Source organism: Pseudomonas sp. TE12234 (assembly GCF_054061835.1).
This window is the reverse complement of the sequence record NZ_JBSSEP010000004.1, coordinates 112,175-134,038: the sequence shown is the minus strand read 5'-3', so window position 1 is coordinate 134,038 and position 21,864 is coordinate 112,175. Positions and strand designations below refer to the sequence as shown.

The window sequence follows — 21,864 nt, the reverse complement described above, 5'->3', positions numbered from 1 at the left end:
TTCACCTGAGTACACAACATCATGTGTGAATCATGTGATTCAAACGCTGCTCCACCAATAAATGATCGTCGTCGGTTTCTTCGACTTGCCGGACTGGGAGCAGGCGCGCTGCTGCTCGCCGGCGCGATGCCCACCAGAATCATCCAGGCAGCCGAAAAAACATCCACCTCTCCAAAACCACAAAATGCAATCAACCCTGACGAGGCGCTGCAAAGACTGATCGAAGGAAATGAACGGTACGTGAGCGGTCATTCAAAGACCCATAACTTCAAGGACGAGCGCGAAGCACTGGTTTCCGGCCAGAATCCCTTCGTGGCAGTACTGAGTTGCTCTGACTCGCGCATCGCACCCGAATACGCATTTGATACCGCGCGAGGCGATCTTTTCGCCATACGCGTAGCCGGCAACTTCGTTACCGACGAAGGGCTGGCGAGTATTGAATATGGCGTCGCCGTGCTTGGCGCGCCGCTGATACTCGTATTGGGACACGAAAGTTGCGGCGCCATTGAAGCAGGCATAAAAGCCGTCAAAGATCACACCGTATTTCCGGGGCATATTCCGAAATTGACTGACGCACTCAAGTCATCTGTCGAAACCGTCCTCAAACAACCTGGAGATCTGGTGGAAAATGCGACGGTGCAAAATGTCAAAAACTCGGTCGAACGCCTCAAGAAGGCCACGCCCCTGCTGACGGATGCGCTGAGCAAAGGCAACTTGAAAATAGTAGGCGGCATCTATCGCCTGGCGACCGGAAAAGTCGAGCTGATAGCCTGAAAGGCCATGGATGACAGGCCGCAGAAAACACAAGCCCAGCGCGATGGCTGGGCTGTGTTTACTTTCTGTTTTCCATCATTTTGTCGGCGAGCGCCTTGGCCCTTTCGATCAACATGTTCTGCCTGTCTTCGTGAGTGGCGCCAGTGGTGCCGCCTACGACCGGTGCCGTCAGGTGACTTTCCGCAATCAGGGCAGCGCAGAAGTATTGATCCCAGACGAATTTGTCGTCGGATGCCTGTTTGTTTGCTGGATCGGAGATCATGGGAGACGCCTCGTAATGAGGTAGCACGGCTAATTCTACGCCTGAATCGCGGCGTTAGAGGATCCACCTCAGAAGAACGTGAGAGGCAATCCAAGAGGATGCTTGAACCACCGTCCATTGAAGCAAGAGGCAAATGGACACGTAGGCTGCAAAAAACCGGATCATCGCTCGCTGCCCCATCAACTTCCCCTCCCGCTTAATTTCGTGAAACAAACGTTTGGTGGCGTGTTCTGGTTGGATGCAATTCAACGATCACAGTTCAATGTGGCTGGAACTGATTTTCATTCGGCCTCGCCCCCCCCCCTACCCAAGGCACGGAGACCAGCCTGCGGGAACTACTGACTTCAACTTGAAAAAACGGTCTTGTAAGGTATCGCCCTAGAGACAGAGGATGGCCGGAGGTTTACATTCGCTCACCGGCACGGACGCATATTCCAACAACTCACGTCCAGGGCAACCGAGTATGGTGCGCTATCTAGTCTTTATCGCCATCGCAATCATCATTGCGACCCTTGGTGTATCGCTGTATGGCTGGTATCGCCATTTACGCGACGACGATGACATCTACTAGCTTTTGCAGTATTTGTTAGCACGCTACTTACGCCCTAAAAAAACTATGGATCCAACTTTCGTCGTACTGCGAAACTAAAAAGCAGTCTGTAAGAACCAATGACTTGGCGTTTTACATGATTAGTTCCCCCTACCGCTCAAACGAAATTTTGTTCTGCGCTAACTTTCTCCTGAGCCTAAGACGACGAAGCCCCGACAGATTGCTCTGGCGAGGCCTCCGCTTCAAGAATCTGCCCGGCAGGAACAAACGCTTCGTTGATCAGGTCACTCCCGAAGGCAGCGCATTGTAGCCGTCAGGTCCCTGGAAAAGCAGAAGGTAGGTCAGCTCAGATCAGTCGTCCCTATCCTCACGATCGCGATAACGCTCATATCGCTGATCATCGTCACGCCGATCATACCGGCGGTCATGCCCTCGATCATCGTCATAGCCACGATTGTAACCCCGGTCGTATCCACGATCATGACCTCCATCACGATCCCGGCCGTACCTCTCTCCGTCATCCCAGTGAGGCCCGCAGCCTCCTAGCAGAAGAGAGCCCGAAATGGCCATGAACATCATTACTGCGCGCTTCATTTGAACGTCCTGGAAACAAAGGTCAGCGCTATGACCGTAAGGCGGCTGAATGATTCATTGGTGAGATACAGCAAGCCAAAAAACCTAATCTCCAGCCCTTCCCTCCAGGGAATTATGCAAATCGCAGACAACAAAAAAGGGCCCACCTTTCGGTGAGCCCTTCTAGACCGCCCAGCAGAGCGGATTTTGTTTGGTAGGCGCGATTGGACTCGAACCAACGACCCCCACCATGTCAAGGTCTGCTTGAGCAAGCTGCAAGCGTTGGTGCTCTTGGCTTCAACAGAACGCCCATTCACATCAGAGGCGTCAACAATGGCCAACATTCGCTCACTTCCGTCCGGCAACTGGAACGCTCAGGTACGGGTTAAGGGCAAACCTCCGCAGTCCAGAACCTTCAGCACCAAAGCCGAAGCTCAGTTATGGGCCAATCAGCTCGAAGCCGTGACGATGGATCGTAAGCATCACACTATATATACGCTGGGCATGACCTACTGCGAAACCATGCTCAAGGGTAAAGGCAGCTACGACCATGCACTAAAAATCGTGGAGCATCTGGGCAGACATTTCACTCAGCCAATCCAAGACATCACCCCGCAGATGATCAACGACTTCAAGATCATGCGATTGCGGACGGTAAAGCCATCCACATGCAGGACGCAGCTAGCGTTCATGTCCCGGTTCTACCGATTCGCTAAACGTGGCTTGCTCATCGACATCCATAATCCTGTCAGTGACATCGCACTGCCCAAACCAGGCCGGTCTTCTGACAAAGTGATCCGTGCGAGTGAGCTTGAGCTGCTGTTGGCGAAGCTATCTCCCACAATGAAGCTCATCGTAGAGCTTGCCTATGAGACTGCCATGCGGCGATCTGAAATCCTGAAACTGACCAAAGACTGCTTGCACCTGAACGACCGCATTGCCGATGTAATCGACGGAAAGAATGGCACTAGGTCAGTACCCCTCACCCATCGTGCTGTGGAGATACTCCAGCTTGCCCAACTGTGGGCCACTGTGGCACGCCACCCGAACGGCCAAGTATTCACGGTTACTCCCCACGCCGTATCTCAGGCTGTGCGTTTGGCACGTGTTAAGGCAGGCTTGGACAGTAGTGTCAGATTACATCAGCTCAGGCATACCAGAATCACAAACGTCGCCAAGAAGGGATTCAACAACGCTCAGATCATGATTGTGTCAGGGCACAGGGATACGCGATCCGTTGCCCGCTACTCACATTTAAATGTCAGGGATGTGCTGCACCTCATCGACTGATCGCACTAACCGCCTCTGCCAGCCGGACACTTCCACTCGGGCTGGCAGCCCCAGCACGTCACTGAAGACCTGCACCACAGCAGATAACATGCACCTACGTTAGTGTGTATAGTCAGCTACCGCTGAGAAGCGATTGCACGAAAGCGTTTAGCTTTCAACAGTACCTACCGATAGTGGCGACACTACCGACCTTCCGGTCAGCCCCATAACAAATACAATAAATCCACAACCCAGCTTTTGCCTTTGATCTTGTCCTTGATCTTCTCTATTACTATATCTATCTCAATATAATCTATCTAACTAATGGTTCAAACTGACCTACGCTACAGGTGTCAAATTGAGCTATGGGCACAGGTCAATATGAGCTACAGGCATGGTTCAACATGATACGTGGACAAGCACAGGTCAACTTGAACTATGGACTTTCCAGTCAGGTTCGAGTTCGTCCCACGCGGGAGTACCATGGGTCAACTTGACCTTGGGAATTACAGGCACTGCAACTTCCAATACTTCCAACACTACCGGTTCACGCCTAGAGGTCAAATTGACCCTAGGTGGTGCAGGCAAGTTGTGCACTATCGGGGCATAAGGCGGTATGCGTTCCTCTGGCTCATCAGGCACAGACATAGGTGCTGGCGTGGTCACAGACACGCGTGTACTAGCCGAGGCAGGAGAGCCCAACTCAAGGCCACGGAGGATCGTGTAACTGTTGGACTGTATGAATCCCTGCCTTCGTCGCTTCTTGACCTCAAGATAGCCATGCTTGGACAGGAGAGCCATGAACCTCTTGACCGTTGACTCACTGGTGCCGGTGGCAATGGCGATGTCTTCTTGGTTATCGAACCATTCACGGCCAGAGTCGTTGAAGAAGTGGAATCGGGAGCACATCCAAACCCATATGATCTTCTGGTCGCCCGTGAAACTGATCTGTTCGCCTGTGCGGGCACTGATCCAGTACATGGCAACCATGATTACATGAGGAAGCTTGCAGAATAGGTCAGTCATTACAAAGCCCCCAGTACAAATGCCGGGAGTGTAATTGGACTAGGGCTAGCGAGTGTGAGGCGGGTGTTACGAAGGGATGTGTTACGGCTGTTGCGGGTGCTTGCGGTCATCTAGTTGTTCTCCGAGGATATAGTTCAATGTCATGGGCGTTACCTTCAATTGGGGTGGCGTTGATTGCCGGTGGTTGGTGCTGGCGAGTGCCAGTGGTGTATCTGCCTTGTCAGGACAGGGAGCGAATACTGCCTCAATCGTAGCTACGTGTCAATATTTTGTTGATTTTGGACAATAGTGCTCACAACACCGTAAACACGCCGATAAATTGACTAATCACAGAGGCACTTCTCAGGAAGGCACCTGACAGACCACAGGAGACACGCTTCATGCAAGCCAACGCTAACCCATGGTACACATCTTAAAACGCCTAGTACGGGCAATCAGACGGCAACGGAAATTCACCCTCCTCTAGCATTCGTGCGATTGTGCACGAAACCACCATTCGTCAGACAAAGTGAAGGATTAGTTTGTGGTGATCCCTCACGAGAGGCCCGCACCATGGGGCTTTGACTGAAATAGCTGCACTCAGAGCGTGACACGCCCGTAAAAAGCAGTTGCTATTTGGCACAAATAATGCTTGACAAATCGAGACTGTCATGTCATACTTCTCATAAGGATAGAGAAGAAACTTTCTCCAACTCAGGCAGCTGTCTCCATCAGCCTCCAGACCCCAAGCAGTTGGGTTGGCCGATTACTGTAGAACAGGGGTGGTTCCCTGATCGCTGTGGTTTCGTATCCCGCATTAAGGTTTGATTCGCCAGATACGCACGAATTGACATAGCTGTACTCCTTCAGGCACAGGACCTCAAAATCTTGTGCCTTTTTTGTGCATCCGATTCTGTTCCGCCCCACATCACCCAACTAACTCATATTCCATAGGAGAACTTATGGCCGTAGTGCTACGCCTGTGCAAACACTGTCAGACACTGTTTCCCAGTAAGACCCAACGAGCCTTGTACTGCTCACAGACATGTAACAAGGAATACCATCGTGCGAAGAAACGCAAGTTAATCGCCCTCGATGCAATCAACCCACAACCACAGGAGGATCAAATACATGAACACTGCCGAACAACAACGACAGGCTGATTCACTCGAATATCTGCGGAGTTACGTACTGAAGCACTGCCACCACATGAGCCCACAACAGATTGCAGATGAGCTTCAAGTGCCGCTGTTTGCCGTGAAGCACTACTACCCGAACGAAGCTCGATAACCAATACTCAAGCCAATCCAGATAAGGAAAACCATAATGACACGTAATGATTTAATCACAGCCTTTGCCTCTATTGGCATCATGGGTGCTGTTACCGCTGGCATGTTCGACACTATGTTGAGTGCTAACACTTCCACGAAGCCAGCCATTGTTGCACTTACCCCAATTGCTGATCCAGCTACAGCAACAGTTGCACAGATTGGCACTCTATTGAATCAATTGATTGCAGCATTGGAAGCGTAATATACAGAGAGCCATGCACTTAACTAAGTGCCCCTGTAACGTCCTATAAGGCTCTCCGAGCAACGATACTAGCAAGCTTACCGTAGGTAGCTCCTGCCACATTTGCACCGCTACAGCCCACGTAATGCGTGCACCAAATACGCTAATTTAACCGAAGTACAGCCTATTCTGGCTGACGAACAATATCGCCCGGCATTCGGGCAAACAAACAACTATGAGGAACAATATAATGGCAACTCCAAAGACCAAAACACAATCCCAACTCTTCCAGCCTGATCCAGCCCACCTGGCCTACCTAATAAATGATGCCTCGATTCGGTATGAAACCAATATCGCTAACGAACGTAGCGAGTATCACGGTGGATTCGTGGCTGGTGCTCTTGAGAAGTTTACACCGAATAATCTAGCTGAGATGTTGGCACTGTATGCAGCCAAGATTGCAGAAGGCTACACACCATCCCATTACTCACCAGAACACATTACAGGTGCTTCAGGTTCGTACTGTTCGTTTGTTATGACCAAGCCTGAGTCAGTTCGTACAAAAGAGCTGAAAGCAGTTATTACCAAAACTGAAACTGACTACCGCGCGGAGTTGGAACAGCAACGTGCTGAAGAAGTTGAAAGACAAGTAGAACTACGGTTCGCCACTGAACAGCGTGTAGCTGAACAAGCTCGCATCGAGAAAGAATTACAAGACAAACAGCGTCTACGTGATGAAGTGCTAGCAGCACTGAGGGCGAAGTAATGGATGCACTCACACGCTTGCTGTTAGAGAAGTATCAGCCGGATAGTCCCCGGCTGTTAGAGCCAACTGTGATGGAAGTGCAGAAAGCCGCTTCCAAGAAGGTCATGACTGTTGTTATGTCTTCAGATGATTACGATGAGGCTGTGATTATGAAGGCCCTGATAGAATTCAATTCGCAACACCGTGACCTGATTTCATCCAGCTACACATTACCCGCAGATATGTTGGGCATTCCGGCTGGTAGTTGGGTGCTTGTTACAGAAGGAGTATCAATTGAATGAGTAATTTAGAGAAGTACATTGCGCAAGTGGCACAGCATGGTAATCGCAAGATTGCTGTACACCTCACTGGAGCTGATATAAACATGAAAGTGTTGTGTCATTCCCTGAGATGGCGTGTTGCTGATTATGTGGGTAGAGGACGGCTGAGGTATGTATGGTTCACGGTGAGTGATGGCGTAGTGCTGTTGGTCAGTGGTGACAAGATTGTGACTGAAGTTGTCGAGAAGCATCTTGCAGGCTATCTAGATGATTCTCAAGAACTTGCAGTGCTGTTCCATGGTCGTGGAGTCGTAGCATTCAAGGATGTTGTAGCTCAGCAGTTGGCTGGGTATGACCGATCAGGTCGTAGCTTTGGTGCAACACGATGAGCAGTATAACAACAACTCTGCTCGCCAATCCCGGTCAAGGAGCTTTCATGAATCCGTTTGTTAAAGTTATTCTGTACGCCGGCTTACTCCAACTCGTTGCCATCACCGGACTTAGCCTCTACTTGTTCAGTCACATACAAGACAAGGAAAGGAAGTATTCGTTAATGGCAGAGCGTAATGCAATCGAAGCATCCAGCACCCTGAACTTCAGGTACTACAGCCAGATCATTCAGGATCGTAACTTAGACCGACAAGAAATGAAGCTGTAGGTTGATAAGCGTATCGACCTTCGTTTAGCTAAAGACCATATGACCAAACAATCAACAGGAGCGAAACAATGAATACAGTTTACGATGACCCAAGTACAGCCATGCATGTTGCATATTCAATTGCACAACAATCCCACAAGCTTGTGTGCCGCCACCAGATCGAGAGTAAGTATGGGGCGGCACGCTGGATTGTCTCATTTATTAAGTGCCCTCAGGCAGCCCTACAGGAGCTTTCAGCATGATTATCAAACTATGCACATGCCGCAACTGTAACCATGTGTTTGCATCAGTCAAAGTTGAAGTCTTCTGCTCTGGCCGTTGCCGACACAGCTACACACTAACCAATCCTAAACAACCTGCTAACCGCGATGGAGCAATTTATGACAACAGCAACACCAACAACAAAGACTAAGCCAGTTCGCAAGACCAAGCGTTGTAAAAATCCAGCCTGTAAAAAGCCATTCACAACTTCCAATCTCAAGCGTGAGTTCTGCACAACTCTGTGCCAACAGTCGTTGAATGCAGCCAAACGTAAATCCACTCGTGTTAACAATGCTAGTCGATCAGCGTTCTTCTACTACCTTGCCAAAGAGTGCAAGCGTGCTGGTACTCTCCAGATTCTTCAGGGCCACACTCCAGAGTCATTAACTGAATTGCATGCAGTTTACAAACAATCTTTCCGTGTGAATCAGTACGGTGATGTTGACCACTTCCAAATGTCCCACATCGCTGCTGTGAAAGGAAAGAATACGCTCGGTCTGCTACACGCTGAGAATCTAGTTATCAGCCCCACAGAGTTGAACAAGGCTCACGGTGTAAAACATTACGGCCATGGTAAGTGCATCAGTCGAACAAGCATTCACCCTCGAAATTCAGTTGCTAAGGATGAACCAGAAGGTGCAGTGCTTGACCGAGTGATTGCATACTTGGGTGAAGACGTTGTTGCAGCTACTGTTAAGTTGGCTGGTATCAAACCAACAGACCGCCAGAAGGACTTGGCATGGCTCCGTGATAACTTGGATGCAACTAATCCAGACCACTCTGTGCACATTGATGCAATCGAGACGACGAAGGGCAAGCAGTTGAAGGAGCTTCGTGCGGAAATCGAGGGCGGGGAGGCAAGAGAGTATGGAATCAAGCGTAATGCTCACAGTGCATTTGGTGTGCTACGTCTGGAGTTGAATCGCCATGCTCAGTTTCGTCCGGAGTTGCAAGAGTTCGCTGGTCGGTTACAGGCTCTCTATGAGCAGAAGCGGAACCCTTGTGAAGTGCGGGATGAGCATGAACAGACATTGTTCGATATTCTGCATGGTCGTCATGTTGAGGAAGTGCAAGGTGTTCTGGATGATTTGATTTCACGCAATGCCGGTCGAGTGATAGCAGAACCAGTGTATGAAGAGTTCGAGTGTCCAGATGGAACTGTCGAACGAATCCCAGAGTACATGTCTTTCAGTGTTCCGCTGTGCAAAGTGAGAACAGATTCCGGCTGGTACTACAGCAGCCTACCGTATTAACTTACAAGCCCTGCCAGCAATGGTGGGGCTTTCTGTTGTCTGTGGTAAAGGAAATTCACTTGCCGGGTAAGATACCATCAACATGATGGATATTGCCGCTAAGCCTTGTTCTACCTGGGCTGTAGCCATTTTCAGAGTTACAAACTTACAGCTTGAGCTGTGGATAGTGATCCCCGTGAACGGATGTTCACAACAGTGGCGATGGAAGAGGTTAAGTCTTCTTGGGGCGGAAGCCTCGGTAGACCCAATAGATTGAATAACCAGCAAGGTATGCAAGGAGACTCAGCCCAACCCATATCAAGCCAGCGATGCCGAACTTTTTTGCCTGAGTTTCGGTTAATGTTTTCAACTTTATGTCGTAGTCCGCGTCTTCCGAGGCAATAGCTTCTTTGATTTGCTCTACGGTTCGGTTACTAAATATTATTCCTCCGAAGCTGTTGCGGTTCTTGTCAGGGTGCTCAGCAAAATTCAACTCTGCTTTATCAACCTCTGTTTGGAAGTTGTGATTGCGTTTGAGGCTTTCTTTCGTTGGTAGGTTTTCATAAGTGATAAAGATAATGAACAACCCGAACCCGATACTGGCTACAACCCACAGCCTTTGCCAACCATTCATGCTGCTCTCCTTATCGTTATGTATTGAGTGGATGAGTTAGATTAGTGTATTTCAACAGCAAACCTGTGAAGAGTTGTATTCAAGGTTGCTTCGACAGTTACATGCCTATCGCCATATAGGTCGGGTGTTGTCGCTGTGTATACACAGACTACTATAGTTTGAGAAGCAGGCGGATTTCCATTACGCAATACTAGGTTCTCTACTCTGTAGTTAGCAATGATATCTGGTATTAGCTTGGTGCAGGCTCCTTCACCAGCTATTGCAGTGAGTGGCCCAAGTAGTACAAATGATACAAGAAGCTTTCTCATTCTATTCCCCAAATTAGTTGGGGCTAGTATCCATGATGGCACCCAACCTAGATAGCGATAACGGAAACCTTGCGGAAACGTATGCAAAACCCTACTAAAACCTCCAGCCTCATCACATGTTCAACCTGGCCCCAGCGCCGCATACGTGGCCCAACCCCAGTGTTTGCGGGGCTCCGTGGTGTTGGCTGCTAAGTAAATTTCTGTTAGAGCGCTTCAATCTCGGTTTTCCGCACTGGAGCGGCACATTACGCCAGTAATACGTGATTTCATGCAATGCCAGTACAGCCCATGCCTCTGAGCTGCTGTCAACGGGTTTGTGTGTGCAGGTGCTGAATATTTAGTGGCTGCCTTCTTTTGCCCGGTCCTCTGACAAGGATATGCCTGTGTTCTCTGGGGTATGCCTAATTGACCACTCATCGATGAATACACCCGGCTACCTGAATCCGTAGTCAATAGAGTTGATTTAGCATTATGAATACAGGTAGGATGTGGGCTCTAGAGTTCAATGAATACAGGAGTGCTCGTAATGTCTCAGGTCGGTTATGTACGTGTGTCATCGGCAGATCAGAACACAGCTCGCCAGTTGGACGGTGTGGTGTTGGATCGGGTGTTCACTGACAAGGTGAGTGGGGCCACCACGGAGCGTCCTCAGTTGCAGGAGATGCTTCAGTACGTCCGTGAGGGTGACACTATCCACGTCCATGCAATCGACCGTCTGGCCCGTAGCTTGGTTGATCTGTTGGAGTTGGTAGAAGGGTTGACCAAGCGGGGGATCAATGTGCACTTCCATAATCCCAACCTGCTATTCACTGGCGAATCGAACGATCCAATGCAGACCATGATGTTGTCCATGATGGGTGCAGTAGCTCAGTTTGAACGTGCCATCAGCAAAGAGCGTCAGCGTGAAGGCATCAAGAAGGCCAAGGCCGCTGGTGTGTATAAAGGAAGGGCGAAGACCGTCGATGATCTGGCCATCCGTGAATCCATCGCTGCTGGATCGTCCTACCGGGAAACCGCCAAGACACTTGGTGTGAGCTTGAGTACCGTTCAACGTGCTATGAAGGTTAAGCCCACTCTGTAGCGTCCTACGGGCCATTGTAGTGACGAGCCGTCACACCTTTGACCCAGAGCCTTCATGATGACAGGGCGTCTCTACGGGGCTTGTAGAGCGTCCGAGGGCTCTTCTCAGATACGGCCCATCATTATTTCATAATTTCAGCCGAACACTATTCGACCCTGTGCACCCAGCTCAACGCATCCGGCAGAACCGAGTGTTTCCACGGATATGTGCCTCAGATTATTTTCCAGCCTGAATCTGGATCGTCCCACTTCCTTGCACCTTTCCCGGCGGCGGGGCCAAGGATTTGTGGAAATCGGTCTAACCACGTATAAAAAGTATGGTTAATTCTTGCCGAGTAGTGGCAATGGGCTATCCTCTGGATTCATGCAATCGGAGGTGTCTTGTGGATTGGCAACCATCGCTGCTTGATACCATTTTCATCCTCATCATCGTGCTTCCCGCCGGGGTAGTGTTGTGGACGTGGGTGGGTCTGAGCTGAGGTCTGTGGAAACCGGTCTTAATCATGTACAGGGGAAAGCCCGCTGTAGCGCGAACAGCATTAGGATGCCGTCGTCTAGATTGAGCTTCTCAGGGTTTTCCTTCAGGAACTTCACAGCAATTCTTGCTGCTTGGATGTTCGGAGGTAACGGGGACGGAAAGCAGGTTTGAGCGTTCTTGGGAAAACTGGAATTGGTCACGCCAGTCAAGGATGTAACTCCGGCGATAACCCCGGCACAGTAGCCAACACTGAGTGCATTTCCTTCGCGGCCATTGCTATCGATAGACTGAACCATTGATTGGCAATGCTTGAGAAGCTCGTTCCCGTCTGCCATGGCGCTGCCGCTTGCCATCGCCCCAACCAGTGCAACAGCCCCAATCCATGCCTTCATGTTGAATTCCTTCTGAGTGATTGGGCCATGTTACCGGGTGCTATGGCTGCCTGCCATCACGTCACATATTCTGACGCGCGAACAAGGGGCTGTGGAAATCGGTCTTGTTGGCTTCTTGCATGGAAATGCGCGCTTTTGTTCTTAGCGGATATACTGGTTTTGTTCGCTGCCATGCAGGTAGCATTTGAGTGGGGCGTGACATGGATATCAAAAAGTTTTGCGTCGAACATGATATTGATATGAGCAAGTGTGGTGTATCAATATCCGGGGGGAGTTTCACACTAGTCGACTTGGAAATCTCTCCAATTGAGTTTCTTAATCAGGCAGAGGAAGATTTTCAGCGAGGTGGACTGTCAGCACGCCTCAACGCCACAACAAACGCCAAGCGAGCAATAGTTTCCCAAATGGATCAGTTGTTGGTTTCCTTAGGTTACAAATCGTTCGACTGGAAAGTTCCGCGTAAGATTGCGAAAGTACAGGCGCTAGGGTTGTTGACACCCGGCATTGTACGCAAGGTGATTAAACTTCGGAATACTCTGGAACATGAGCATACGGCTCCTACTCTACTTGAGGCCGAAGAGATCGTTGATATCGCCAGCCTATTTGTTATGTCTGTGTCGGCAATGTTTATCCCTTTCGATGACGCACTACAGTTTTCCTTGGTCAAGGCGTCCGCCCGAGACCGACCGATTAAATACCTGACTGCTGGACTGCATCGAGAGGCTGGCAGTGTTTTTTACACCGTATATGCGTACAAGGCCGGTGATTCTAAAGAAGTGTGTCTTGGTCAGTGTAATATACCGTCCGGACATATGCTCTTCGACCCTCTAGTCAAGCTTTCAGCGTCGTTGATGATGAAGTATAAAGTTGATCAGGCATGTAAGGAATTCGACGCCGTTTACGCTACCTTGTAGCAAACTAGCCGGAACTTCAGACTTACGAAAGTTGGATTTGTGAAAGTCCATAATTTGTTGCTCATATCCCCACTTGCATTACGCGCCTTGAATGACAATCAGATTGCCTGTGAAGGGCGCCTGTCCCACTTAGACCGGAACCAGCAGACAATCGATGATGGCATAGCCACCCTTGAGCAAGGCACGGGGTCTACTGGCGTGCTGCTTTGGGTATGGGTGGACATATACCTGAGTTGAATCGCCTCGGGGAACCCTTTATTGATTTGCGACCACACTCTCATCACCAAGTTTAGACTTGACCACTCCAACATACACACCAACAACACAACCAACAATTGTTGCGAGAGTCGACAGCACGGGCACTATAGAAATCAAGACAATGAAAATACTTAACAACTGGAACTTTTTGTTTTTATATAACCCTATGTCTTTAAGTCTTCCTTCGTATACATGCCCAAACATTTTAAGGAAGACGTACATCCCAAACAGACTAGCAATAAAACTTGCAAGTATTTCCGAGGTAGATATTGCAACGATCAAAATAAAACAAACAATCTCAATGGCGGCCATGGCCAGAGCAGCCCCGATAAACGCCTCCCAGTATTCCTCTCTACCGACAACTTCAGAATGTTCCATTTTTGGAAAAATTTTATATATGTACGGCCTTGTACTGCTATCTGTCGCAGGAGTACTATTGCCTATTGAGAGAGCATCACTACTGCCCGCAGTAGATAGAACTGGCAGGCCGCAATCCCCACAGTATTTATCATATTCATTCAAGCAAGAACCACAGCTGCACTTTTTTTGAAAAGATATATTTAGTCCGCAAGACGTGCAAAATTTTGCATTTGAATTATTCTCCATGCCGCACTGCACGCATTCCATGATCGTTTCCTGTGATTGACTGGGGATGATTATTTAAATTAGTTGATTGGCTGGGCGTAGCCATGATCATTAAATAATGGAGCTTTGGTAAAGATTAGTCTGGGTGAGGAACGTACATATGGCAAGGCTAGCTCCGAGAATAAAGTGGTCGAGCACCTTTGACGCTTCAAATTGCATTAGTCCAATCTGGTCTGAACATTCAAAGTCGCTCACCATGCTTAGTCCTTCGGGACTGCGTGATCACTCAAGCTTACCCCCTCTATGAGAACGATGCCATAACGCCGCCAGCCAGCCCAATCACCACCCCTACTCCACCCCTGATATAGCGAAAAGCCCCAACTCAGAACAGGCCATTAGCGGCGCTCACATTGCCCAGTGTGAACGAACCCTATATTTTGTGAACGTTCTGCAAGAATCCAAGACAACAAAAAAGGGCCCACCTTTCGGTGAGCCCTTCTAGACCGCCCAGCAGAGCGGATTTTGTTTGGTAGGCGCGATTGGACTCGAACCAACGACCCCCACCATGTCAAGGTGGTGCTCTAACCAACTGAGCTACGTGCCTGCTGTGAGGCGGCATTCTACGGAATTCCGGAGGGGTGTCAACACCTTTTTTCGAGCTAACCCTATGAATATGCAAAATATTTAATTTTGCTGCTGCAAAGAAGATTTTCCGGTGGCTGGCGGTGGTTTTTTAACTCGGGTAGGATCAGCACACTCGTAAAATATATTAAACAGAGGCTGCAGGATGGCGAACACCCCCTACCCAGAATCCTACTACGCCGCATCGGCCAATGCGGTTCCGCCGCGCCCGGCTTTGCAGGACGACGTTGAGACCGATGTCTGTGTGATCGGCGCCGGTTATACCGGGCTGTCCTCGGCCCTGTTTCTACTGGAGAACGGTTTTCGGGTGACGGTGCTCGAAGCGGCCAAAGTGGGTTTCGGCGCGTCAGGGCGTAATGGTGGCCAGATCGTTAACAGCTACAGCCGCGATATCGACGTAATCGAGCGCAGTGTCGGTCCCAAGCAGGCGCAATTGCTGGGGCAAATGGCGTTCGAAGGCGGGCGGATCATTCGTGAGCGAGTGGCCAAGTACAACATCCAGTGCGACTTGAAGAACGGTGGCGTGTTCGCAGCCATCACCGCCAAGCAAATGGGCCATCTGGAATCCCAGAAGCGCTTGTGGGAGCGCTTCGGGCACACGCAGCTTGAACTGATGGATCAGCGGCGCATCCGTGAAGTCGTGGACTGCGATCAGTACGTCGGCGGCATGCTCGACATGAGCGGCGGGCACATTCATCCGCTTAACCTGGCGCTGGGCGAAGCGGCTGCAGTCGAGTCGCTGGGCGGCACCATCTTTGAGCAATCACCGGCAGTGCGCATCGAACGCGGCGCGAACCCGGTGGTGCACACGCCGCAGGGCAAGGTGCGGGCCAAATTCATCATCGTGGCGGGTAACGCCTACCTGGGCAATCTTGTGCCGGAGCTGGCTGCCAAGTCGATGCCGTGCGGAACGCAGGTCATTACGACTGAACCCTTGGGCGATGCGCTGGCGAAAAGCCTGCTGCCTCAGGATTACTGCGTCGAGGACTGCAACTACCTGCTCGACTACTACCGCCTCAGCGGCGACAAGCGCCTGATTTTTGGTGGCGGCGTGGTGTATGGCGCACGCGACCCGGCGAACATCGAAGCCATCATTCGGCCAAAAATGCTCAAGGCTTTCCCGCAACTCAAGGATGTGAAGATCGATTACGCCTGGACCGGCAACTTCCTGCTGACCCTGTCACGCCTGCCACAAGTCGGACGGTTGGGCGACAACATCTACTATTCCCAGGGTTGCAGTGGCCACGGCGTGACCTACACGCACCTGGCCGGCAAAGTACTGGCCGAGGCGTTGCGCGGTCAGGCGGAGCGTTTCGACGCCTTTGCCGACCTGCCGCACTACCCGTTCCCCGGCGGTCAATTGTTGCGCACACCCTTTGCGGCATTGGGCGCCTGGTATTACGGATTGCGGGACAAGTTCGGGTACTGATCGTCAGATACGAAAAGGGCCGCTTGATGCGGCCCTTCTTTTAACAGCGCGTCAAAGTCGATCCCGCGCAATTCCACTGCGAATCCGCACGATATCAGCCAGCACGGCCAGCGCAATTTCCGCCGGCGTCTTGCTGCCCAGGTTCAGACCGATCGGCGCATGAATCCGCGCCAGCTCGACATCCCCAAGGCCACCAATGCGCCGCAGCCGCTCGAAGCGCTTTTGCGATGTCTGCACGGACCCCATCACACCGATGTAAAACGCCTCGGTGCGCACCGCTTCCATCATTGCCAGGTCATCGATGCGCGGATCGTGGGTGAGCGCCACCACCGCCGTATCGCTATGGCAGCCACCATCTGCAATAAACACCGAGGGCAATTGGCGGCGGATCTCCACGCTCTCCAGCACCACGCCTTCCAGCACCTCGTCGCGCGGATCACAGAGGATCACTTCGAAGCCCAGGCCCACGGCAAACTCCGCGCAGGCGTGTGCCACGCTGGAGTACCCGGCCAGCAACAAGCGCTGAGCCGCGCCGATGCGCAGCCGGACCCGATCAATCTCCCGCTCGACCCGCACGCCCTGCTCGCGATCATCGAACAGACTGCGCGCGCCGCTGGCCAGATCGACTTCACGGATCAACCGGCGTCGACCCAACAGCGCCGACTCCAGTTCCCGCAAATGCGCCTGCTGCTCGCAACCGGGCTCCAGCTTCTCCACCAGCACATCGAGCACGCCGCCACAGGGCAGACTCACCCGCGAGCGCGGGTCATCGCCTTCCCCATAGCGTACGACGCTGACCGCTTGCTCAAAGGCGCCCTCGGCGACGCGCTCAAGGAAGTCCTCCTCGACGCAACCGCCGGACAACGATCCGATCCACAAACCATCGGTATTCACCGCCAGCAACGAGCCCGGCGCGCGCGGCGCCGAGCCGTAGGTGGCGAGCACAGTGCACAGCCAGACACGCTGACCGGTCGCCGACCACTCCAGAGCCCGACGTACCACTTGCAGGTCGAGATGCTGCATGTCAGTGCGCCTTGTGCTCAAGCGGCGGGGCTTCTGCCCGCAACTTCTGCACGTCGTTTACCGCCAGGTCACCTGATTGCCCGCCCCAACCCTGACGCAGGTAGTTCAGCAGATCGGTGAGCTGCTCCTGACTGAGTTTGCGGGCAAAACCCGGCATCGGTTGCATGTGCTCGAACCCGGCAAATTTCTGTTCGCCAATACCCTCGTCAATCACCCGCACCAGGTTGCGCGGATCTTCCAGGCGCAACGTGGTGTTGCCGCGCATGGCCACGGCGATGTGCGGCTTGCCTTCACCACCAATCGCATGGCAACCGGCGCAGACGTTCAAATATTCCTGACGCCCGCGCTGGGCACTCGCAGTCAATTGCTCCAATGGCACATCGGTCAGCACTTTTGCGGCCGGTGGCTGATCGCCGAGCAGGAAAGTCGCCATGGCGGCCAGGTCCGCGTCGTTGAGGCCCTGAGTGCTGTTGTGGAACACCGGGAACATCTCGTTGAACATCGTGCCCTGGGCGCTCATGCCGTGCTTGAGGAACGAGCTCAGGTCCTGATGATTCCAGCCGCGAGCCGCCAGGTCCGTGGCCAGCAGGCTCGGCGCCAGATAGCCATTGAGCAGACCGCCGGTCATGCGCTTGTCCTGTTGCATCGCACCCGGCAAGCCGCGTGGGGTATGGCATTCGCCGCAATGACCGAGCACGTCGACCATGTACTGGCCACGCTTCCAGGCTTCGCTTTTGCCTTCAGCCGGCGCCAGTTTCACGTCTTTGCCGTAGAGCATGTTCCATCCCATCAGGCCCAGGCGCACGTTGAACGGAAAGCTCAGACTGGTCACCGGCGCAGCACGCTCGATCGGCTCGACGGTCTTCAGGTACGCGTGAATCGCGTCCGAGTCTTCGCGCGGCATCAAGTGATACGAGGTGTACGGCATCGCCGGGTACAGGTTCGCGCCGTCGCGGCGCTTGCCTTCAGTCAACGCGGCGAAGAATTCGTCATCGCTGTACAGGCCGATACCGTGCTCTTTGCTCGGGGTAATGTTGGTGCCGTAGATCGTGCCGAACGGCGAGACGATCGGCAGACCGCCCGCGAACGGCGCGCCACCCGGCGCGGTGTGACAGGCCATGCAGTCGGCGGCACGGGCGAGGTATTCGCCGCGTTTAACCTGATCATCGGCGTGAACCAAAAACACCGGCGCAGCCAGGCCAACCGCCAGCGCCAGGCGGGTAAGTAGTTGCTTCATGCTTAACCCTCCTTGACCAGGCCGAGATCGGTCAGCACGTTGCGCGTGGCGCTGTAGTAGCGCACGTACCCGGTGCAGCGGCAGATGTGGTGGCCGAGGCTGTCCTCGATGACTTTTTCCAGCTGGCTTTTGACGATGGGCTGACGCTGCAGCTTTTCCACCAGCACGGTCGCCGCGTTGACGAAGCCAGGCGCGCAATAGCTGCACTGGAAGGCGAATTCGTCAACGAAGCGTTGCTGGATCGGGTTCAGCTCGGTGACTTTGCCCTGTTCGTCGCGGGTCGCGTGGCCTTCGATGGTCCGCACTTTCTTGCCTTCGAAATAGTGCGCGCCAGTGATGCAGGTGCGCACTTCTTCGCTGGTGCCGTCGGGGTTGTCGACGATGACCACGCACGCATGGCAAATGCCCTGGCCGCAGCCCAGGCGCGAGCCGGTAAGGTTCTTGTATTCGTGCAGGTAGTCGATCATCGGCAGGTCATCAGGGATGTCCACCGGGCCGACGGATTGACCGTTGAGGGTCAGTTTAAGCGGACGGTTAGCCATTGAGGGCCTCCTTGATGCGCGCAGAAGTGATAGGCAAGTCGCGTACGCGCTTGCCGATGGCGTGGGCCACGCCGTTGCCGATGGCACCGACCACCGGGATCATCACCACTTCGGCGATGCCCTTGGACGGGTCGCTCGGCGACAGAGGCGGCAGGATTTCCGCAGTCTGTTTCCACACCGCCACGTGTCGCGCCATCGGAAGGCGGTAACGGTTGAAGTTCCAGTCACCCTCCCCCGGTCCACCTTCGTACAGTGGCATTTCTTCCATCAGTGCATGGCCGATGCCCATGGCGATGCCGCCTTCGATCTGGCCCTTGACCAGCTCCGGCACCAGCACCCGGCCGCACTCGACCCATGAGTGGTGGTTGAGCACTTCGACTTCCGCCGACCCCTTGTTCACTTTCAACTCGACCAGCGTGGCCACGGGGCTGTAGTAAGTCACGGCCGCGTTATTCAGCTGGGTCGCCGGATAGGCGATGTTCTGCCGATCCAGCAAATGGAAACCGGCGCTGGTCATTTGCGCCAGCTTCGCCTTCGGCGCACCGTCGCCGTACTTGACCGCCAGGCCATCGAGCGGCAAGCGTTCACGCACGCCATCAATGCTGAACTCAGCCTCGGCCCAACTCCAGCGGTTGAAACCGTGCACGGTGGCGGCCGTCACCAGACCACGTTCGTGGGCACGCTTGGCCAGCACTTCGAAAGGCAGGGGCTCCATACCGTTGGCAGTCAGTTTGCCGTCAACCCAATGGGCATCCTCGCGGCGTACCACGTATGGGTTGGCCTGGCCGCCGTAAGGGCCCTGACGCCAGATCTCCAGCGCCGCCGGCCACAAACCGTGGTTGAACAGCACACGCGCTGCTTCACGGGTGGCGTGGCTGAAGTAGTAGGCCGAGTTGGTCGCCGACGAGGCCGACGCAATTTTGCCGACCCAGCGCGGGTTGCGCAGGAAGTTGTCCTGCTCGGCCTGACTCATGATGTAAGGGTTGCCGCCGCTGATCAGCTGCATCTCTTTCCATTCGGTTTCGCCGGTCTTCACTTCGTGCGCCGGGTTGCCGAGGAAATCGGCCACGACCATCGCTTGCGAAGTCGACATGCCGGTACCGATCTCGATACCGATGTGGCGCAGGGTGATGCGGCCTTCGGCAGTGAATTCGATGCTGGCCATCGGCGCTTCGGAACCGGTGCCGAAGTCTTTCTGGCAAATGGCGAACCCGATGCCATACCAGTGATCCGGATCAGCCGCTTCGCGCTGCTTCTTGATCGCGTCGCGGTTTTTCCAGACTTCGTGAACCGCCGCCTTGTCGAGAATCTCGTGCAGGCGCAACGCCCCTGCCGGCACTGCACCCTGGGTGTTTTTCATGCCCGAGCGCAGGGCATTTTTCTTGCGCAGGTCGATCGCATCGACGCCCAGGCGATCAGCAATCTCGTCGACCATCATTTCCGTCGACGCCATGCTCTGCAGGGTGCCATAGCCACGCATCGACCCGGCTTCAACGGCGCGGGAATGATAGGCCGTGACCTGCAAATCGTTCTGCGGCATGTAGTAGATCGACTGCGCCGCCGTGGCCCCCACCGCTGCCACCGAGGCGCTGTAGTTGATCCGGCCGCCGCCGTCGACACTCATGTCGGCGCGGAAAATCTTGAAGCTGTGATCGTTCTTGTCCACCGCCAGCTGATAACGAATGTCGAACGGGTGACGCTTGATACCGCTCTGGAACTGCTCGTAGCGGTCGTTGGCCAGACGCACCGGCACACCGGCGCCGTACAGCGCCGCCAAGGCTGCGTAGTAGACAAAAATGTTGTGATCTTTCGAGCCGTAGCCGACGGTGTAGCCCGGGTGCATGTTCAGGTTCGCCAGGCCGAAACGCGACGGCGCGATCATCTTCGCGGTCTCGGTTGCAGCTTCCAGCGGGCACTGGGTCGCCACCACGAAATGCAGGGTCTTGGTCGCAGGATCGTACCAACCGTTACCGTTGTCCGGCTCCATCGCTGCCGGTTCGATCGACGGGGTCTTGTAGCGCTCGTCGAACACCAGCCAGTTGTCCGGCGGCGTCTCGATCTGCTGCTTCATGCGCTCGGCGTAGAACAAGCCGCGCTCGGTCAGGTTGCCGTGCAGGTTCGGTTGCGAATTCCACACCGGACGGCGATTGCGCAGCATCGGGAACAGGATCGAATCCTTGAGGCTGGCGAACTCATCTTCGTCCGCCGAGGTCGCGCCACCCACCCGCACATAGCGGAAGCTGCCATAGGGATCGCCTTCGTAGTACGGGACTTGGGCACCGTAACGAATCGCTTTGTCATTGAATTTGAGTTTGGCCTTGGCCTGGCGGAAGCGCTCGAAGTCATTCCAGATCAGGATCGCCACTGGATGACCAATGAACATTGGCACCTTGCCGGCCGGCAACAATGGGTCGGGGGCGTGCTCTTCCGGGAAGACGATGCCGTCCTTGACCAGATCCTCGGCGGTAACGATGCGATCGGGCTGCAGATCGGCGCCAAGCCACGACAGGTCGTAACCATCATAAATGCGATCAGCCTTGACGGTTTTCAGCAGCATTGCGTGGCCTTGTTGCTGTGGCCACCCCGGCATGTCCTTTGAACGGATGTCGCGGGCAAAAACCTTGCTGCCGCAGACCTTGGACAAGGCATCGTTGCGGGCTCGCGCCTTACCGTTGTTGCCGAGCCACTGCTCGGACGGCACGGTCACGCTGTTTTCCATCAAGGCGGCCAGCGCCTGACTGCTGAGCGGTGTAAGCGTCACGCTCACACCCGCTACCAGCCCGCCCTGAAGGAACGAACGCCGGGATATTTCACGGTTGGACATGGATCATCCTCTGGGCGGTTATGGGGTCCGCCCTTCTGATTATGTACTGGAAATCTCGAGTCTTGCAGAAGCCCCTCTTTGACGTTGCAAAGGGCTGTAGTGACAGTGCAAAGCTGACCGAAAGGTTAAGTTTATAGGCTTATGCGCTCACAGCAAATAACCAGACACAAAAAAACTGACCAAAGAATCAAAAAACTGCGACTTTGCACCGCAGGGAACGACTGGACAAACAGACATCCGCCCTGCCTGCAGGAGCAAGCTTGCTCGCGAAAGATCCCTTCCAGCCGATCTAAATTTTGAATGTGGCGACGCCTTCGCGAGCAAGCTCGCACACAGGGATTTGTGCCGGATAAAGGGTTGCAGCCAGGAGGGAAACAGGAGAAAGGTCAAATTTCA

The 21,864-nt window shown here is 53.4% G+C and carries 22 protein-coding genes and 1 tRNA gene; 12 read left to right on the top strand and 11 right to left on the bottom strand.

Annotation, left to right across the window (positions count from 1 at the left end; genetic code table 11):
- The first annotated feature begins 21 nt into the window (after positions 1-21).
- Positions 22-774 (top strand): carbonic anhydrase, encoded by a 753-nt coding sequence (locus ACVWYU_RS08685; RefSeq protein WP_248914069.1) that lies wholly within the window; start codon positions 22-24, stop codon positions 772-774.
- A gap of 58 nt (positions 775-832) precedes the next feature.
- On the opposite strand, the gene ACVWYU_RS08680 is transcribed toward ACVWYU_RS08685, so the two are convergent.
- Both ACVWYU_RS08680 and ACVWYU_RS08675 read right to left on the bottom strand, forming a co-directional pair.
- Positions 833-1,036 carry a hypothetical protein gene (locus ACVWYU_RS08680; RefSeq protein WP_090318785.1) on the bottom strand — a complete coding sequence of 68 codons (204 nt, stop codon included), beginning with the start codon at positions 1,034-1,036 and terminating at the stop codon, positions 833-835.
- Between the two features lie 901 nt (positions 1,037-1,937).
- Positions 1,938-2,180 (bottom strand): hypothetical protein, encoded by a 243-nt coding sequence (locus ACVWYU_RS08675; RefSeq protein ID WP_457372449.1) that lies wholly within the window; start codon positions 2,178-2,180, stop codon positions 1,938-1,940.
- 312 nt (positions 2,181-2,492) lie between these two features.
- On the opposite strand from ACVWYU_RS08675, the gene ACVWYU_RS08670 reads away from it, so the two are divergent.
- The gene (locus ACVWYU_RS08670) at positions 2,493-3,449 is read left to right on the top strand and encodes a tyrosine-type recombinase/integrase (protein ID WP_457372448.1); all 957 of its coding nucleotides are present in this window, start codon (positions 2,493-2,495) and stop codon (positions 3,447-3,449) included.
- Between the two features lie 405 nt (positions 3,450-3,854).
- Here the strand turns inward: ACVWYU_RS08670 and ACVWYU_RS08665 are convergent, their stop codons facing one another.
- Positions 3,855-4,409, bottom strand: a complete 555-nt coding sequence (locus ACVWYU_RS08665) for a DUF6945 domain-containing protein (RefSeq protein ID WP_457372602.1) — start codon at positions 4,407-4,409, stop codon at positions 3,855-3,857.
- Between the two features lie 1,155 nt (positions 4,410-5,564).
- Here ACVWYU_RS08665 and ACVWYU_RS08660 point away from each other — a divergent pair.
- The 7 genes from ACVWYU_RS08660 to ACVWYU_RS08630 all read left to right on the top strand — a co-directional run bounded on the left by ACVWYU_RS08660 (position 5,565) and on the right by ACVWYU_RS08630 (position 9,143).
- Positions 5,565-5,723, top strand: coding sequence for a hypothetical protein (locus ACVWYU_RS08660; protein WP_457372447.1), 159 nt, complete (start codon positions 5,565-5,567; stop codon positions 5,721-5,723).
- Positions 5,724-5,759: 36 nt separating this feature from the next.
- A complete protein-coding gene (locus ACVWYU_RS08655) occupies positions 5,760-5,966 on the top strand; it encodes a hypothetical protein (protein WP_457372446.1) in 207 nt (68 codons plus the stop codon).
- A 229-nt stretch (positions 5,967-6,195) separates the two neighbouring features.
- On the top strand, positions 6,196-6,711 hold the full coding sequence (locus ACVWYU_RS08650; protein WP_457372445.1) for a hypothetical protein: 516 nt from the start codon (positions 6,196-6,198) through the stop codon (positions 6,709-6,711).
- Positions 6,711-6,992, top strand: coding sequence for a hypothetical protein (locus ACVWYU_RS08645; protein WP_457372444.1), 282 nt, complete (start codon positions 6,711-6,713; stop codon positions 6,990-6,992). Before ACVWYU_RS08650 ends, ACVWYU_RS08645 begins: the two co-directional genes overlap by 1 nt.
- The gene (locus tag ACVWYU_RS08640) at positions 6,989-7,360 is read left to right on the top strand and encodes a hypothetical protein (RefSeq protein WP_457372443.1); all 372 of its coding nucleotides are present in this window, start codon (positions 6,989-6,991) and stop codon (positions 7,358-7,360) included. The genes ACVWYU_RS08645 and ACVWYU_RS08640 overlap by 4 nt, the downstream gene beginning before the upstream one ends.
- Positions 7,361-7,407: 47 nt before the next feature.
- Entirely contained in the window at positions 7,408-7,629 is a 222-nt protein-coding gene (locus ACVWYU_RS08635; protein WP_457372442.1) for a hypothetical protein, read from the top strand.
- A 380-nt stretch (positions 7,630-8,009) separates the two neighbouring features.
- Positions 8,010-9,143 carry a hypothetical protein gene (locus ACVWYU_RS08630; RefSeq protein WP_457372441.1) on the top strand — a complete coding sequence of 378 codons (1,134 nt, stop codon included), beginning with the start codon at positions 8,010-8,012 and terminating at the stop codon, positions 9,141-9,143.
- A 211-nt stretch (positions 9,144-9,354) separates the two neighbouring features.
- On the opposite strand, the gene ACVWYU_RS08625 is transcribed toward ACVWYU_RS08630, so the two are convergent.
- Positions 9,355-9,756 (bottom strand): hypothetical protein, encoded by a 402-nt coding sequence (locus tag ACVWYU_RS08625; protein WP_457372440.1) that lies wholly within the window; start codon positions 9,754-9,756, stop codon positions 9,355-9,357.
- Between the two features lie 834 nt (positions 9,757-10,590).
- Between ACVWYU_RS08625 and ACVWYU_RS08620 the strand changes: the two genes are divergently transcribed.
- Positions 10,591-11,145, top strand: coding sequence for a recombinase family protein (locus ACVWYU_RS08620; protein ID WP_457372439.1), 555 nt, complete (start codon positions 10,591-10,593; stop codon positions 11,143-11,145).
- A gap of 500 nt (positions 11,146-11,645) precedes the next feature.
- On the opposite strand, the gene ACVWYU_RS08615 is transcribed toward ACVWYU_RS08620, so the two are convergent.
- A complete protein-coding gene (locus tag ACVWYU_RS08615; protein WP_457372438.1) occupies positions 11,646-12,014 on the bottom strand; it encodes a Rap1a/Tai family immunity protein in 369 nt (122 codons plus the stop codon).
- 200 nt (positions 12,015-12,214) lie between these two features.
- On the opposite strand from ACVWYU_RS08615, the gene ACVWYU_RS08610 reads away from it, so the two are divergent.
- The gene (locus tag ACVWYU_RS08610) at positions 12,215-12,928 is read left to right on the top strand and encodes a hypothetical protein (RefSeq protein ID WP_457372437.1); all 714 of its coding nucleotides are present in this window, start codon (positions 12,215-12,217) and stop codon (positions 12,926-12,928) included.
- Between the two features lie 255 nt (positions 12,929-13,183).
- On the opposite strand, the gene ACVWYU_RS08605 is transcribed toward ACVWYU_RS08610, so the two are convergent.
- Positions 13,184-13,813 carry a zinc ribbon domain-containing protein gene (locus tag ACVWYU_RS08605; RefSeq protein WP_457372436.1) on the bottom strand — a complete coding sequence of 210 codons (630 nt, stop codon included), beginning with the start codon at positions 13,811-13,813 and terminating at the stop codon, positions 13,184-13,186.
- A 485-nt stretch (positions 13,814-14,298) separates the two neighbouring features.
- Positions 14,299-14,375 (bottom strand) — tRNA-Val (locus tag ACVWYU_RS08600).
- Positions 14,376-14,558: 183 nt separating this feature from the next.
- On the opposite strand from ACVWYU_RS08600, the gene ACVWYU_RS08595 reads away from it, so the two are divergent.
- Positions 14,559-15,842, top strand: coding sequence for an NAD(P)/FAD-dependent oxidoreductase (locus tag ACVWYU_RS08595; protein WP_247254181.1), 1,284 nt, complete (start codon positions 14,559-14,561; stop codon positions 15,840-15,842).
- 51 nt (positions 15,843-15,893) lie between these two features.
- Here the strand turns inward: ACVWYU_RS08595 and ACVWYU_RS08590 are convergent, their stop codons facing one another.
- The 4 genes from ACVWYU_RS08590 to ACVWYU_RS08575 are packed head-to-tail and all read right to left on the bottom strand — an operon-like array spanning position 15,894 to position 21,468.
- Positions 15,894-16,865 carry an XdhC family protein gene (locus tag ACVWYU_RS08590; protein WP_457372435.1) on the bottom strand — a complete coding sequence of 324 codons (972 nt, stop codon included), beginning with the start codon at positions 16,863-16,865 and terminating at the stop codon, positions 15,894-15,896.
- A 1-nt stretch (position 16,866) separates the two neighbouring features.
- Positions 16,867-18,102 carry a c-type cytochrome gene (locus ACVWYU_RS08585; protein ID WP_457372434.1) on the bottom strand — a complete coding sequence of 412 codons (1,236 nt, stop codon included), beginning with the start codon at positions 18,100-18,102 and terminating at the stop codon, positions 16,867-16,869.
- A 2-nt stretch (positions 18,103-18,104) separates the two neighbouring features.
- On the bottom strand, positions 18,105-18,644 hold the full coding sequence (locus tag ACVWYU_RS08580; RefSeq protein WP_457372433.1) for a (2Fe-2S)-binding protein: 540 nt from the start codon (positions 18,642-18,644) through the stop codon (positions 18,105-18,107).
- Positions 18,637-21,468, bottom strand: a complete 2,832-nt coding sequence (locus ACVWYU_RS08575) for a xanthine dehydrogenase family protein molybdopterin-binding subunit (protein ID WP_248914066.1) — start codon at positions 21,466-21,468, stop codon at positions 18,637-18,639. The genes ACVWYU_RS08580 and ACVWYU_RS08575 overlap by 8 nt, the downstream gene beginning before the upstream one ends.
- Between the last annotated feature and the right edge of the window lie 396 nt (positions 21,469-21,864).